Source organism: Streptomyces flaveolus (genome assembly GCF_044765825.1).
GTDB classification, from domain to species: domain Bacteria; phylum Actinomycetota; class Actinomycetes; order Streptomycetales; family Streptomycetaceae; genus Streptomyces; species Streptomyces flaveolus.
On record NZ_JBIWKU010000001.1, the window covers coordinates 357410 to 371259 of the forward strand.

The 13850-nt window shown below is 73.6% G+C and carries 12 protein-coding genes; 6 read left to right on the forward strand and 6 right to left on the reverse strand.

From position 1 onward, the window contains the following. Positions 1–31: 31 nt before the first annotated feature. Together ACIRG6_RS01600 and ACIRG6_RS01605 are read right to left on the reverse strand one after the other, a co-directional pair. Positions 32–655, reverse strand: coding sequence for a TetR/AcrR family transcriptional regulator (locus ACIRG6_RS01600; protein ID WP_364677436.1), 624 nt, complete (start codon positions 653–655; stop codon positions 32–34). Positions 656–707: 52 nt separating this feature from the next. Then, a complete protein-coding gene (locus ACIRG6_RS01605; RefSeq protein ID WP_364677434.1) occupies positions 708–2300 on the reverse strand; it encodes an MFS transporter in 1593 nt (530 codons plus the stop codon). 226 nt (positions 2301–2526) lie between these two features. Here ACIRG6_RS01605 and panB point away from each other — a divergent pair, with 226 nt between their 5' ends. The 3 genes from panB to ACIRG6_RS01620 all read left to right on the forward strand — a co-directional run bounded on the left by panB (position 2527) and on the right by ACIRG6_RS01620 (position 5406). Further along, entirely contained in the window at positions 2527–3402 is an 876-nt protein-coding gene (gene panB, locus ACIRG6_RS01610) for a 3-methyl-2-oxobutanoate hydroxymethyltransferase (RefSeq protein WP_239768490.1), read from the forward strand. A gap of 160 nt (positions 3403–3562) precedes the next feature. Then, entirely contained in the window at positions 3563–4591 is a 1029-nt protein-coding gene (locus ACIRG6_RS01615) for an ATP-binding cassette domain-containing protein (RefSeq protein ID WP_364677432.1), read from the forward strand. After that, entirely contained in the window at positions 4588–5406 is an 819-nt protein-coding gene (locus tag ACIRG6_RS01620; protein ID WP_318218312.1) for an ABC transporter permease, read from the forward strand. The genes ACIRG6_RS01615 and ACIRG6_RS01620 overlap by 4 nt, the downstream gene beginning before the upstream one ends. Positions 5407–5412: 6 nt before the next feature. Here ACIRG6_RS01620 and ACIRG6_RS01625 read toward each other — a convergent pair whose 3' ends face one another. Next, positions 5413–9225: a BTAD domain-containing putative transcriptional regulator gene (locus ACIRG6_RS01625; RefSeq protein ID WP_403320209.1), complete on the reverse strand. Its 3813-nt coding sequence runs from the start codon at positions 9223–9225 to the stop codon at positions 5413–5415. 160 nt (positions 9226–9385) lie between these two features. Here ACIRG6_RS01625 and ACIRG6_RS01630 point away from each other — a divergent pair, with 160 nt between their 5' ends. Then, a complete protein-coding gene (locus ACIRG6_RS01630) occupies positions 9386–10180 on the forward strand; it encodes a site-2 protease family protein (RefSeq protein ID WP_189228096.1) in 795 nt (264 codons plus the stop codon). Here the strand turns inward: ACIRG6_RS01630 and ACIRG6_RS01635 are convergent. Together ACIRG6_RS01635 and npdG are read right to left on the reverse strand one after the other, a co-directional pair. Continuing rightward, positions 10173–10361: a hypothetical protein gene (locus ACIRG6_RS01635; RefSeq protein ID WP_189228095.1), complete on the reverse strand. Its 189-nt coding sequence runs from the start codon at positions 10359–10361 to the stop codon at positions 10173–10175. The genes ACIRG6_RS01630 and ACIRG6_RS01635 overlap by 8 nt on opposite strands. Positions 10362–10449: 88 nt before the next feature. Then, positions 10450–11157 carry an NADPH-dependent F420 reductase gene (gene npdG, locus ACIRG6_RS01640; RefSeq protein WP_318218315.1) on the reverse strand — a complete coding sequence of 236 codons (708 nt, stop codon included), beginning with the start codon at positions 11155–11157 and terminating at the stop codon, positions 10450–10452. Between the two features lie 131 nt (positions 11158–11288). Between npdG and ACIRG6_RS01645 the strand changes: the two genes are divergently transcribed. Next, complete coding sequence (locus ACIRG6_RS01645) at positions 11289–11891, forward strand: hypothetical protein (RefSeq protein WP_364677428.1); 603 nt, start codon at positions 11289–11291, stop codon at positions 11889–11891. Between the two features lie 417 nt (positions 11892–12308). After that, positions 12309–13610 carry an MFS transporter gene (locus ACIRG6_RS01650; protein ID WP_364677426.1) on the forward strand — a complete coding sequence of 434 codons (1302 nt, stop codon included), beginning with the start codon at positions 12309–12311 and terminating at the stop codon, positions 13608–13610. On the opposite strand, the gene ACIRG6_RS01655 is transcribed toward ACIRG6_RS01650, so the two are convergent. After that, entirely contained in the window at positions 13611–13841 is a 231-nt protein-coding gene (locus ACIRG6_RS01655; RefSeq protein ID WP_318218318.1) for a hypothetical protein, read from the reverse strand. Between the last annotated feature and the right edge of the window lie 9 nt (positions 13842–13850).

A 13850-nucleotide genomic window follows, 5' to 3' on the forward strand; every position in this document is an offset into this window, starting at 1 on the left:
GCTTCTGTGACAGAACGCGCACATTCGCGCCCTACGGGCGGGGCGGGCCGACGGGGCCCAGACCACCGAGCAGCGTGTCGACGATCTGCGTGGCGAGATCCTCGGGGAGGTCGCCCTCCGGGCGCATGATCGCGCGGACCAGCATGGGGCCGACGACGATGTCGTGGAGCAGGTCCAGGTCGACGTCGTCGCGCAGTTCGCCGTTGTCGCGGCCGCGGCGCAGTATCTCGATGCCGAGTCTGCGCCGCGGGAGGATGACGGTGTTGTGGTAGGCCGCCCAGATCTTGGGGCTGGACTTCATCTGGGCGTACACGCTGTGCAGGATCGCCGACCGGTTGGTCAGGCCGCGCTGCCGCAGCGACTCGAGGACGACGATCAGGTCGTCGCGCATCGAGGTGCCCGGCAGGACCGGGTCCTCGGGCTCGGCGGCCCGCACCACGTCGACGAAGAGCTCCTCCTTGCCGCTCCAGCGGCGGTAGATGGTGGCCTTGCCGACGCCGGCCGTGCGCGCGATGCGCTCGACGGAGAGCTCGGCGAGCGGGACGCCCTGCTCCAGGAGCTCCAGCACGCCCTCGATGATGGCGCGCTCGACGGCCTCGCTGCGGGGTCGCCCCCGCGCGGGGAAGCCGTGAGGCGAGCGGCTGTCGAGGCTCACGTGCCGGGTCCTTTCGCTGGGCTGGGACGATTGTCCCTGGTGTGCGGCGGTACTACTCCATCGTGGCCACCGGCTCCGGTTCCCGCTCGGGCGACTCGGGCCGCGGGGTCCGGCCCGGCAGGTACACGGCCACCACGACCGCGCCGAGCACGGCGACACCCGCTCCCCACAGGGCGGTGACGTGCATGGCGTGCAGGAAGGCGTCGTGGGCCGGGCCGACGAGGGCCTTGCCCCGGGGGCCGAGCTTCTCGGCGACGCCGAGCGTGGCCTCGATGGACTCGCCGGCGGTGTGGCGCAGGCCGGCCGGGACCTGGCCGAGGCCGCCCTCGATGCCGTTGCGGTAGGCGGTGGACAGCACGGAGCCGAGGACGGCGATGCCGAGGGCGCCGCCGACCTGGCGGAAGGTGTTGCTGAGCGCGGAGGCCGAGCCGGCCTTCTCGCGGGGCAGGGCCTGCATGATGACGACGCTGGTCGGCGTCATGATGTGCGCCATGCCGGTGCCCATGAGGAAGAAGTAGACCTCCAGCAGCCAGACCGGCGTGTCCGCCTCCAGCGTGGCGAACGCGGCCAGCATGGCGGCGATGAGCAGCATCCCGGCCGTGGTCGTGGCCCGGTTGCCGAAACGGTCGACGAGGAGGCGGGCCCGGGGAGCGAAGATCAGCTGCGAGGCGGCCAGCGGCAGCATCAGCAGACCGGTCTCCAGCGGCGAGAAGCCGAGCACGCTCTGGGTGTAGAAGACGGAGAAGAAGGTCACGCCCATCAGCGCGAAGAAGACCAGCGCTATGGCGGCGATCGCGGCGGAGAACACCTTGTTGCGGAAGTACGTGACGTCGATGGACGGGTGGTCGCTGCGCTTCTCGTACACGACGAAGGCCACGAGCACGGCGAGACCCGCGCCGATCGTCGCCAGCACGGTCGCGTCCGTGAAGTCGGCGAGCTGACCGCCCTTGATGATGCCGTAGACCAGCAGGACGAGGCCGACGACGGACAGGACGACGCCGACCGGGTCGAGGCGGCCGGGGTTCGGGTCCCGGGAGTCGGGGACCAGCCACAGCATCAGCGCGAGGGCCACGACCACGATCGGCACGTTGACGAGGAAGACCGAGCCCCACCAGAAGTGGTCCAGGAGCAGCCCGCCGGTGATGGGGCCGATGGCGATGGCCAGGCCCACGCCGCCGGCCCAGATGCCGATGGCCTTCGGCTGTTCCTCACGCTCGAAGACGTTCATGAGGACGGCGAGGGTGGCGGGCATGACGAAGGCGGCGCCCAGGCCCATCACCGCACGGAAGGTGATGAGCTCGCCGGGCGAGCCGGAGAAGGCGGCGAGGGCGGAGCCGATGCCGAACACGGCCAGGCCGCCGAGCAGGACCTTCTTGCGGCCGAGCCGGTCGCCGAGCAGACCGGCGGTGAACAGCAGGCCGGCGAAGACGAGGGTGTAGGCGTTGATCGCCCACTCCAGCTCGCTCTGGGTGGCGCCCAGGCCGGTGGGCTCGGGGGTGGAGATGGTCTTGATGGCGACGTTCAGGATCGAGTTGTCGAGCACCACGATCAGCAGGCTCAGCATGAGCACACCGAGGATGGCCCAGCGGCGCCGGTGCACCTCTTCCGGTATGCGCCGGGAGGAAGAGTCGGCTGGAGTAGTCATGCCGCCAAGCCTAGAATCCTTTAGATACGAGACCGTTCCGTTCCGTAAGCCTCTTACCGAGCTCTTACATCGCCCCCTGCCCCGCCCCCCGCCGCACGCCGCCGGTCCCCGGCCGTACGACACGTGGCGAGGGTCCCCTAGCCGTCCGGCGGCACGAGGTGCCACCATGGGAGGGATCCGGGGACGCCGTCAGGGCGCCTCGAGATGACATGAAGGAGCCGTTGCCATGACGCAGCTTTCGGCTGCCCAGACGCCTCAGGCCAAGCCCGCCGACGGCGGCAGGGCGCTGTACGGGGGCAAGAGCACCCGCCGCATCACCGTCCGGGACATCACCGCCGCCAAGGAGCGCGGCGAGAAGTGGCCCATGCTCACCGCCTACGACGCGATGACCGCGTCCGTCTTCGACGAGGCCGGCATCCCGGTCATGCTCGTCGGCGACTCCGCGGGCAACTGCCACCTCGGCTACGACACCACCGTGCCCGTCACGCTGGACGAGATGATCATGCTCTCGGCCGCCGTGGTCCGGGGCACCAGCCGCGCCCTGATCGTGGCCGACCTGCCCTTCGGCTCCTACCAGGAGGGCCCGGTCCAGGCGCTGCGCTCGGCGACCCGGCTGGTCAAGGAGGCCGGCGCCGGGGCGGTCAAGCTGGAGGGCGGCGAGCGCTCGCACCGGCAGATCGAGCTGCTGGTCGAGTCCGGCATCCCGGTGATGGCACACATCGGTCTCACCCCGCAGTCCGTCAACGCTATGGGCTACCGGGTGCAGGGCCGCGGCGAGGAGGCCGCCCAGCAGTTGCTGCGCGACGCCAAGGCCGTACAGGACGCGGGTGCTTTCGCGGTCGTGCTGGAGCTGGTGCCGGCCGAGCTGGCCGCCGAGGTGACGCGCACCCTGCACATCCCGACCGTCGGCATCGGCGCGGGTCCGGAGACGGACGCGCAGGTGCTGGTGTGGACCGACATGCTCGGGCTGACCGGCGGACGGGTGCCGAAGTTCGTGAAGAAGTACGCCGACCTGCGCCAGGTCATGGGCGACGCGGCGAAGTCCTTCGCCGAGGACGTCGTCGGCGGAACGTTCCCGCAGGAGGAGCACTCCGTCCACTGAACCACCGCGGTACGACACCGGCCCCGCCGATCTTCCCCCGTCGGCGGGGCCGGTGCTTCTCGCTCCCCGGCCGGCGCCGCCGCGATGGCTGTCGGTGGGATGCCCGCGCTGTCGGCGGAATGTCGGTGGTTTGTCGGCGGCGCCTGACACCGTCGTCGGCATGAAGCGAATCGACAACACCCCCGAGGCCGCGAACAGCGCGGTCACCGTGCGGGGGCTGGTCAAGCACTACGGCGAGACCAAGGCGCTGGACGGCGTCGACCTGGACGTGCGCGAGGGCACCGTGATGGGCGTGCTCGGGCCGAACGGCGCCGGCAAGACCACCCTCGTCCGCATCCTGTCCACCCTCATCACCCCCGACGCCGGACAGGCGCACGTCGCCGGCTACGACGTCGTCCGGCAGCCGCGGCAGCTGCGGCGGGTGATAGGACTCACCGGGCAGTACGCGTCCGTGGACGAGAAGCTCCCCGGCTGGGAGAACCTCTACATGATCGGGCGGCTGCTCGACCTGTCCCGCAAGGACGCCCGCGCCCGTGCCGACGAACTGCTGGAGCGGTTCTCGCTCACCGAGGCCGGCAAGCGGCCCGCGGCCACCTACTCCGGCGGCATGCGGCGCCGCCTCGACCTGGCCGCCTCCATGATCGGGCACCCGGCCGTCCTCTACCTGGACGAGCCCACCACCGGCCTGGACCCGCGCACCCGCAACGAGGTGTGGGACGAGGTCAAGCGCATGGTCGGCGACGGCGTCACCGTGCTGCTGACCACCCAGTACATGGAGGAGGCCGAGCAGCTCGCCTCCGAGCTGACCGTCGTCGACCGCGGCAAGGTCATCGAGAAGGGCGGCATCGAGGAGCTGAAGGCGAAGGTCGGCGGGCGCACCCTGCGCGTCCGCCCGGTCGACCCGGCGCACCTGCGGCCGCTCGCCGGTTTCCTGGACGAGATGGGCATCACCGGGCTCGCCAACACCACCGTGGACACCCAGCGCGGGACCGTCCTGGTGCCGATCCTCAGTGACGAGCAACTGACCGCCGTGGTCGGCGCGGTCACCGCACGCGGCATCACCATCGCCTCCATCACCACCGAACTGCCCAGCCTGGACGAGGTCTTCCTGTCGCTCACCGGCCACCGCGCCAGTGCCCCGCAGGACGCCGCGCCCGTCACCGACGCCCGCGAGGAGGTCGCCGTATGAGCGCCGTCACCACCACCGCCACATCCGCTCCCGACGCCCGGATCTCGCTGCGCGGGCACCTGCGGCACACCAGCGCGCTGGTCCGCCGCAATCTGCTGTGGATCCGGCAGGACCCGGAGTCGATGTTCGACGCCATCCTGTTCCCGGTCATCTTCACGCTGTTGTTCGTCTACGTCTTCGGCGGCTCCATCGGGCAGTCGCTGGGCGGCGGGCAGCAGGCGTACGTGCAGTACGTCGTGCCCGGTCTGATGGCCATGATGGGCATGAACATGGCCCAGGGCGTGGGCACCGGCTTCAACCAGGACTTCAACTCCGGTGTCATGGACCGCTTCCGGTCCCTGCCGATCGGGCGTGGCTCGGTGCTGTTCGCCAAGATCGCCGTGGAACTGCTGCGGATGCTGTTCGCCACCGTGGTGCTGCTGATCGTCGGTGTCCTCGTCGGTTTCGACATCACCAACTGGCCCGGGCTGCTGGCCTCCGTGGGACTGTCGGTGCTGTTCGGCTCGGCCCTGATGTGGATCTTCCTCACGCTCGGCGTGATGATGAAGAACGCCCAGTCCGTGCAGGCGATGGGCTTCCTGGTGCTGATGCCGCTCCAGTTCGGCTCCTCGATCTTCGCGCCGACGCAGTCGATGCCGGGCTGGCTGAAGGCCTTCACGGACTACAACCCGCTGTCCAGCCTCGCCGACGCCGCGCGCGGCCTGATGGTGGGCGGCCCCGTCGCACACGACCTGTGGATGACGGTGGGCTGGTCGGTGGCGCTCACGGCGGTGATGGCGCCGATCGCGATCCACAAGTTCCGTACGAAGGCCTGACGCGGGTCAGACCAGGGCACCGGCCTCCTCCACGGAGAGGCCGGTGCCCTCGGCGTACGCGGCCTCGTAGGCCTCGGTGCCGAGTACGTCACGGACCCGCTCCACGGCCCGGGCGCGCGCGTCCCGCTCCAGGCCCATCGCGACGTGGTCCGGCGGCAACGACGCGTCGGCGGCACCGATGCAGCGCGCGGCGTCCACGGCCCGGCGCCCGCCGTCCAGCCGGGCCAGCGCCATCGCGGCGATGGTCAGGAACCCGGAGCGCATGTGCGGGGCGATGGCGGCGGACAACGGGTCGTCGGCCCGTTCCAGCGACTGCCGGACCTTGACCAGGCACTCCTCGTGGCGGTCCTCCAGCGTGGCGAGCCAGGCCTCCGCGGCGAGGATGAAGGCGTCGAAGACGACGAAGTGGGAGATGGAGAAGTTCTCGCGCAGCAGCCGCAGCTCCTCGCGGGCCTCGGCGGTCCGGCCGGTCATGCCGAGCCAGCCGGCGAGGTAGAGCCGGGCGGCCGGCATGGCGCCGTTGTGTCCCGTCCCCTCCGTCCGGGCGATCACCGCGCGCAGCATGGGCTCGCCCCGCTCGACGTCGCCCGCCTCCAGCAGCACGCTGCCGAGCCGGGCGTCCAGGATGTCCACCTGGGCGTGCGCGCCGAGCCGCCGGGCGAGTTCCGCGGCGGCCTCGTAGGAGGCGGCGGACCGCCGGTACTCGCCCTGGCGTTCCTGGGCCTCGGCGCGGGCGGACAGGGCCTCGGCGGTGCCCCAGGCGTCACCGAGGCGCCGGTAGATCTCCAGTGCCTCGTCGGCGTCACGGGCCGCGTCGCCCGCCCAGTCGGTGCGGTTGGCGAGCATCTGGGCGCGCATCTGCAGCGCACCGGCCAGCTCCCAGTCGAACCCCGGTGTCTCGCGGCAGGTGCGCACCGCGGCGTTCATGATCTCGCGCAGCCGGTCCATGTCGCCGGAGAGCATCACCGCGAAGAACCAGAGCAGGCCGGGAGGGGCGCAGGTCTGCGGCATGCCGGGTTCGTAGGTCTCGGCGATCACACGCAGTTTCCGCTGGGCCTGCGGACTCTGCCAGGCGTCCAGCTCGGTGTCCATGCAGGCGAGGTGGGCCAGGTGGACGCCGCGCCGGGCCTCGGCGAGCACCTCGCCGGTCATCGGGGGCGGGGCGGACGTGCACCGCTCCCACACCGGCTCGGCGCGCCGGACCGGCTCGTCGAACGGGTCCGGGCCGAGGGTCATGACCTCGCTGAACCAGTTGCGGGCCTCCACCCGCAGGTCGCGCATCTGCCAGTACCAGACCAGCGACAGCGCCAGGCTCAGCGCCTCCTGCTCGTCGCGCTCGGCGATGGCGTGGCGCAGGGCGGTGCGCAGGTTCTCGTACTCGCGCTCCAGCCGCTCGATGGCGGCCAGCTGCTCGGGGCCGCGCAGCAACGGGTCGGTGGTGCGGGCGAGTTCGCGGTAGTACGCCAGGTGCGCGCGCTCGGCGGCGGGCCGGCCGCCGGCCTCGTCGAGGCGCTCCCCGGCGTACTCCGCGACGGTCTCCAGCAGCCGGTAGCGCATGCCGTCGCTCCCGGACGGCGCGGCCACGACCAGCGACTTGTCGACGAGCGAGCCGAGCGCCTCCAGGGCGGCGGGCCCGCACACGGCCTCGGCGGCGGGCAGGTCGCAGCCGCCCGCGAAGACGGACAGGCGCCGCAGCACGTCCCGTTCCTCCTCGTCGAGCAGGTCCCAGGACCAGTCGACGACCGCGCGCAGGGTCTGCTGGCGGGGCAGGACGGTGCGGCTGCCGGAGGTGAGCAGGCGGAAACGGTCGTCGAGGCGGCCGGCGATCTGGCGCGGGGTGAGCATGCGCAGCCGGGCGGCGGCCAGTTCGATGGCGAGCGGCAGGCCGTCGAGGCGGCGGCAGATCTCGGCGCAGGCCGCCGCGGTCTCCTCGTCGGCGTCGGGACGGAAGCCCGGGCGGGCGGCGGCTCCCCGGTCGGCGAGCAGCCGCAGCGCGGCCGGCTCGGGCAGCGGCTCGACCGGGCGCAGCAGTTCGCCCGGTACGCCGAGGGGTTCGCGGCTGGTGGCGAGGACGGTCAGGTGGGGGCAGCGGGCGAGCAGTTCCTCGGCGAGGCGGGCGGCGGCGTCGACGACGTGCTCGCAGTTGTCGAGGACGATCAGCATGCGGCGCCGGCCGCAGTGCTCGACGAGGCGCTCGACGGCGGTGCCCTGACGGTCGGTCGCGGTGACGGCCCGCATCTCCTCGGCGCCGGCGCCGTACAGCACGGTCTCGCGGGCGCCGAGGGCGGTCAGCACGGCCTCCGGTACGGCGCCGGGGTCGTCGACGGGGGCGAGTTCGACCAGCCAGGCACCGTCCTGCGCCGAGTCCCCGGCGCCCTCGGCGGCCTCCTGCGACAGCCGGGTCTTCCCGGCGCCGCCGGGCCCGAGCAGGGTGACGAGCCGCGCGGTCGCCAGGTCGGAGCGCAGCGCCTGGATGTCGGCGTCCCGCCCGACGAACGAGGTGAGCCGGGCACGGAGGTTGCCCCGGGGCCGGAAGCCGGCCGCGGCGTCGGCGGTTGCCGGCGCGGTGGGGTGGGTCGCGGCGTGGTGGTCGGCCGCGGGGCGCGCCGCGGGGGCGGCGGGCGTCGTACGGCCGGGGGGCGCCGTGGGTGCCGTATGGCCGGGGGGTGCCGACGCGGGGGCGTGCGTCGCGGGGCCGGGGTGTGCCGCGGGGCCGGGGTGCTGCGGGGAACCGGCGTGCGTCGCGGGGCCGGCGAATTGCGCAGGGTCGGACGGCACCCCGGGACCTGGATGCGCCGCGGGACCGACGGCCTCCCCGGGACCGGCCGGCCTCCCGGACGTGGCATCCCCGGCAGGACCAGTCGGCCTCCCGGAACCGGCACCCCCCGCAGGACCAGCCGGCATCACGGGACCGGCGGCCCCCGCGGGACCGGCCGGTGCCGCGGACCCTGGGCGTGGCCCGGAACCGGCGGCCCCAGCGCGGTCGGCGGGCCCCGTGCGCCTCCCGGAGGCGGGGTGCGTCTCAGAGCCGTCGGCCGGCACCGCGCGCCCCCGGGAGCCGGGGTGCGCCGCCGAACCGCCGGCGGCCCCCGTGGGATTGAGCAACTCCCCGTGCAGCGCCCGCAGCTCGGGCCCCGGGTCGGTGCCGAGGCGGTCCGCGAGCAGGTGTCGTACGCCCTCGTAGGCGGCCAGCGCCTCGGCGGTGCGGCCGGTGTCGCGCAGGGCGCGCAGCCGCAGGGCCTGCAAGGACTCGTCCAGGGGGTGGCCGTCGCACAGCGCGGTCAGCCCGGGCAGGGCGTGCTCCGCCTGCCCGAGGTCCAGGGCGGCGGCGTGGCGGGCGCGCAGGACGTCCAGGTGCCGCATCTCCCAGCGGGCCGCCTCTGCGGTGCGGTCGGGCAGGTCGGCGAGGGCGGGGCCGCGCCACAGGGCGAGGGCGTCGTCGAGGAGTTCGGCCGCCTTGTCCGGGTCGCCGTCGGCGAGGGCGCGGGAGCCCTCCCCGGCCAGCCGGTCGAAGCGGTGCAGGTCGATGTCGTCGGGGACGGCGGTGAGCCGGTAGCCGCCGTCGGCGGAGGCGACCGCGTCCGCGCCCAGCGCCCGGCGCAGCCGTCCGACCAGTGCCTGGAGGGCGCCCGGCGCGTCGGCGGGCGGGCCGTCGCCCCACACCTCCTCCACCAGCAGCCCCACGGGCACGGCGCGGCCGGGCCTGAGGGCGAGCACGGTCAGCAGGGCACGCAGCCGCGCCCCGCCGACGGGGACGGCCGTGCCGTCGGGGCGGAGTGCCTGGGTGGTGCCGAGGATGCGGTAGCGCACGGGGTCCATTGTCCCTGGTGCCGTCGGGGCCGGTCACGGGGTTTGTCCGGTGCGGCGTGGCAGCGCCCGGCCGGGGCCTCGCCGAACACGTGCCGCGCCGGGTACGGTCGGGCAGTCCCCGTGCCCCCGCGGGTCCCGCCATGCGTACGCAAGTCAGTCAGGGAGTCCCATGACCGCCGCCACCACCCGTCCCAGCGACCGGCGGATCAGTCCCGTGTTCCTGGGCATCCTGGCCGTCATGGCGGTCACGGGGTGGGCCACCTGGACCGGGTTCGCCGAGCAGCCGGGCGTGGCCGTGTTCCTGTTCGTGACGGCCGCCTGGATCGTCTCGCTGTGCCTGCACGAGTACGCGCACGCGCGCACCGCGCTGCACAGCGGTGACATCTCGGTCGGCGCGAAGGGCTATCTCACGCTGAATCCGGTGAAGTACACGCACGCGCTGCTGAGCATCGTGCTGCCCGTGCTGTTCGTGATCATGGGTGGGATCGGTCTGCCGGGCGGTGCGGTGTTCATCGAGCGCAACCGCATCCGCGGGCGCTGGCGGCACAGTCTGATCTCGGCCGCCGGTCCGCTGACGAACGTGCTGTTCGCCGCCGTGTGCACGGCCCCGTTCTGGCTGGACGCGCTGGACGGCGTGCCGCGCGACTTCCGGCTCGCGCTCGCCTTCCTCGCGCTGCTCCAGGTCACGGCCGCGATCCTGAACTTCCTGCCGGTGCCCGGACTGGACGGCTACGGGGTGATCGAGCCCTGGCTGTCGTACGGCGTGCGGCGGCAGGTGGAGCCGTTCGCGCCGTTCGGACTGCTGTTCGTGTTCGCGCTGCTGTGGCTGCCGGCGGTCAACGGCGTGTTCTTCGACGCGGTCGACGCGATCCTGCGCGGGCTGGGGATCAGCGACTTCGACTCGTACTGCGGCTTCGAGCTGTACCGGTTCTGGCAGACCGACGAGTTCTGCTCGGTCAGTTAGCGACCGACTCGCGGCGCGGGGTCCGGCCGCGCTTGACGTAGTACCAGCACATGTTGGAGGACACGCCCGTCAGCAGCACCCAGACGACGCCGATCAGCACGCTGCCCTGCACGAAGGAGACGACGGCGGCGACCACGGCGAGCACGCAGACGATCAGGGCGTAGACGGCGAGGCGGGGCATGGGCGGGGCTCCTGTCGGGGGACACGTGCGGGTACTGCGGATACGGCCGGCAGACGCGTACCGGCACCCACCAGTGTCCCCCATCGCCTCAGACGTCGGTGACGCGGAGCCCGGCGTGTGCCTTGTAGCGGCGGTTGACGGAGATCAGGTTGGCGACCAGCGACTCGACCTGGTGGGCGTTGCGCAGCCGCCCGGCGAAGACGCCGCGCATGCCGGCGATGCGCCCGGCGAGGGCCTGCACGATCTCCACGTCGGCCCGCTCCTCGCCGAGCACCATGACGTCGGTGTCGATCTCGTCGATCTCCGGGTCCTGGAGGAGGACGGCCGAGAGGTGGTGGAAGGCGGCGGCGACCCGGCTGTCCGGCAGCAGGGCGGCGGCCTGCTCGGCGGCACTGCCCTCCTCGGGCTTGAGGGCGTAGGCGCCCTTCTTGTCGAAGCCGAGCGGGTTGACGCAGTCGACGACGAGCTTGCCGGCCAGTTCCTCGCGCAGGGACTCGAGGGTCTTGCCGTGCCCTTCCCACGGCACGGCGACGATCACGATGTCGCTGCGGCGGGCGGTCTCGGCGTTGTCGGCGCCCTCGATGCCGTGCCCGAGTTCCTCGGCGGCGGCCCGGGCGCGCTCGGCGGCGCGGGAGCCGAGGATCACTTTCTGGCCGGCCTTGGCGAGACGGTAGGCGAGGCCCTTGCCCTGCGGGCCGGTTCCGCCGAGCACGCCGACGACGAGCCCGGAGACGTCGGGCAGGTCCCAGGGGTCCTTGGCGGGGGCCTTCTGTGCGGCACTGTCGGTAGAGGTCATGGCCCGACCCTACGTCCGTCCCGGCCGCCGCACCGGTCCGGGTGCCGCGGGGCGGGGCGCCGTCCCCGGGTCGGGGGAATCCGGGGCGAACGCCGGGTCGGGCGGGCCGGGTTGCGGCAGGATGCGGGCGCATGGACGCCGTACGGGTAGCGCTGCTGCGGGACGTGCTCGCCGGGACCGAGTGGCTGGGGGCCACCCGGCGTTTCGCGGGTGCGCTGCGGGCGTCGGTGGTGCCGCACGGGGGCGGGCTGCTGCTGGTGGGCACGGCAGGGTACGAGCCGTGGCATCTGGCGGCCCATTTGGTGGACGAGGCCGCCTGGTCGGGGACGCCGGAGCTGGCGCCGACCCTGGTACGGCACGACGCGCGTCCGTCGGACCCGGCGCATCTGGCGGTGGGGCTGGGGCGGCTGGCGGCGGCCCGGCGCGGGGAGACGCTGCTGGTGGTGACGCCCGACGATCCCGGCGCCGCGCTGCTGGAGCGGGTGCACGACGCCCGGCGGGCCGGTGCGACGGTGCTGGCGCTGGGCAGCGGCGAGCGGGAGCTGACGGCCATGGCGCACGAGACGCTGACCGTGCCGGACGGTGCGGAGCTGGACCTGGACACGGTGCAGCACCTGGTCAGCGCGGCGGCCGGTGAGAACGCGGGGCCGCCGCCGCGGGGGCGCCGCCGGTTCCGTGACCGTCTCTCCCGCCTGACCGACCACCTCACGGCTCCGCCGCCGCCTCGCTGGTGAGCCGGCGGGGGGCGCCGCGTCCAGCGTGCGTGGCGAGACCCGCGTCCAGCGTGCGTGGCGCGACCGGGGGCCCTCGTGCGGCCGGGGGGTGAGTCGCGTGGCCCGGCGCTGCCGGGGTGCCTCCCCCACTCTCGGCTTCTCCCCCACGCTCGGCTGCGCTCGCGCGGGGGGGACCCCCATGAGCGGGGGGACCCCCACCGCCCACCCGTGCCGCCCCTGGGGGTACCTCCCAGGCCGTCCAGGCACTGGGGGAGGCACGACTGCCCGCAGCTGGGACGACCTGGCGGCGGCGTAGCGCGGTTGCAGGTGCGGCGGCGAGCGTGGTGGGCCGCAGGGGGCGGTGTCCGGGCCGCGGCGAGGCATCGCGTCGGGAAAAGCGGTTGCCCGCCGCATCCGTCCCGTCGACCATGGCCCCTCGTGACCGAAGACTCCCCCGCCCCGGCCGGGCTGCGTGCGTTGTTGCCCGATCTCTCGCCCTGGCGGGCCTCCGCCGATTTCCGGCGGTTGTGGGTGGCGGGGCTGATCACGAACTTCGGGAGTTTCCTGACGTTCGTCGCGCTGCCGGTGCAGGTCAAGGAGCTGACGGGGTCGGCCGCGGCCGTGGGCGCGATCGGTGCCGTGGAGCTGGTGCCGCTGGTGGTGTTCGGGCTGTACGGCGGGGCGCTCGCCGACGCCTGGGACAAGCGGAAGCTGATCCTGTGGACGGAGGCCGGCCAGGGCCTGCTGTGCGTGGTGCTGCTGGTCAACGCGCTGCTGCCGGGCCCGGCCGTATGGCCGCTGTACGTCGTCGCGGCCCTCACCTCCGCGCTCGGCGCGGTCCAGCGGCCCGCCCTGGACTCGCTGATCCCCCGGATCGTGGCGCACGAGCACCTGCCGGCCGCCGCGTCGCTGAACGCGCTGCGCTGGCAGGTCGGCGGGATCGCCGGTCCCGCGCTGGCCGGCGTCGTGGTGGCGTACGCGGGTCTGGGGTGGGCGTACGGGGTGGACCTCGTCACCTTCGCCGTGTCCGTCCTGCTGGGGCTCCGTCTCGCCGCGTCCCCCGCCTCGCACGAGGCGGCGAAGCCGTCCTGGGCGGCGATCGCGGAGGGCGCCCGGTACGCGTGGAGCCGCAAGGAGCTGCTGGGCACCTACGCGATCGACCTCGCCGCGATGTTCCTGGCGATGCCGCTCGCCGTGCTGCCGTTCCTGGCGGACGAGCTGGACGCCGAGTGGTCGCTGGGCCTGATGTACGCGGCGATCCCGGCGGGCTCGCTGCTGGTCGGCGTGAGCGGCGGCTGGACGTCGCGGGTGCACCGGCACGGGCGGATGGTGGTGCTGGCGGCCGTCGGCTGGGGCGTCGCGATCGCGGCCGCCGGGGTCGCCGGGAACGTGTGGCTGGTGCTGGGGTGCTTCGTCCTGGCCGGCGCCTGCGACATGGTCAGCGGCGTCTTCCGCGGGGCGATGTGGAACCAGACGATCCCGGACGAGCTGCGCGGCCGGCTCGCCGGGATCGAGCTGCTGTCGTACTCGGTGGGGCCGCAGCTCGGTCAGGTCCGGGCGGGCGGTACGGCCGCGCTCGTCGGGGTGCGGGCGTCGGTGTGGTCGGGCGGGCTGCTGTGCGCCGGCGCGGTGGGCCTGCTGGCGCTGTGCCTGCCCACGCTCATGGCGTACGACGCGCGGACGAACGAGCACGCGGTGCGGCTGCGCGAGAAACGCGCAGCCGCCGTGCCGAGTCCCTGATCAGTCCTCGTCGCCGCGTCCGGCCTGGGCGTCGTGCCACTTGGGGTCGTTCTCCCACTCCAGGTTCCGCTCACGCGCGGTCTGCATCGCGTGCTCGGCCTCCGCCCGGGAGGCGTAGGGCCCGAACCGGTCCTTGGCCGGGCACTCCGGACCCTCCTCGACCTTCTTGTGCTCCAGGCAGTAGTACCACTCGCCCGGTTTTCCGACCGTGCGCTTCTTGAACAGGGCCATGACCAGCTC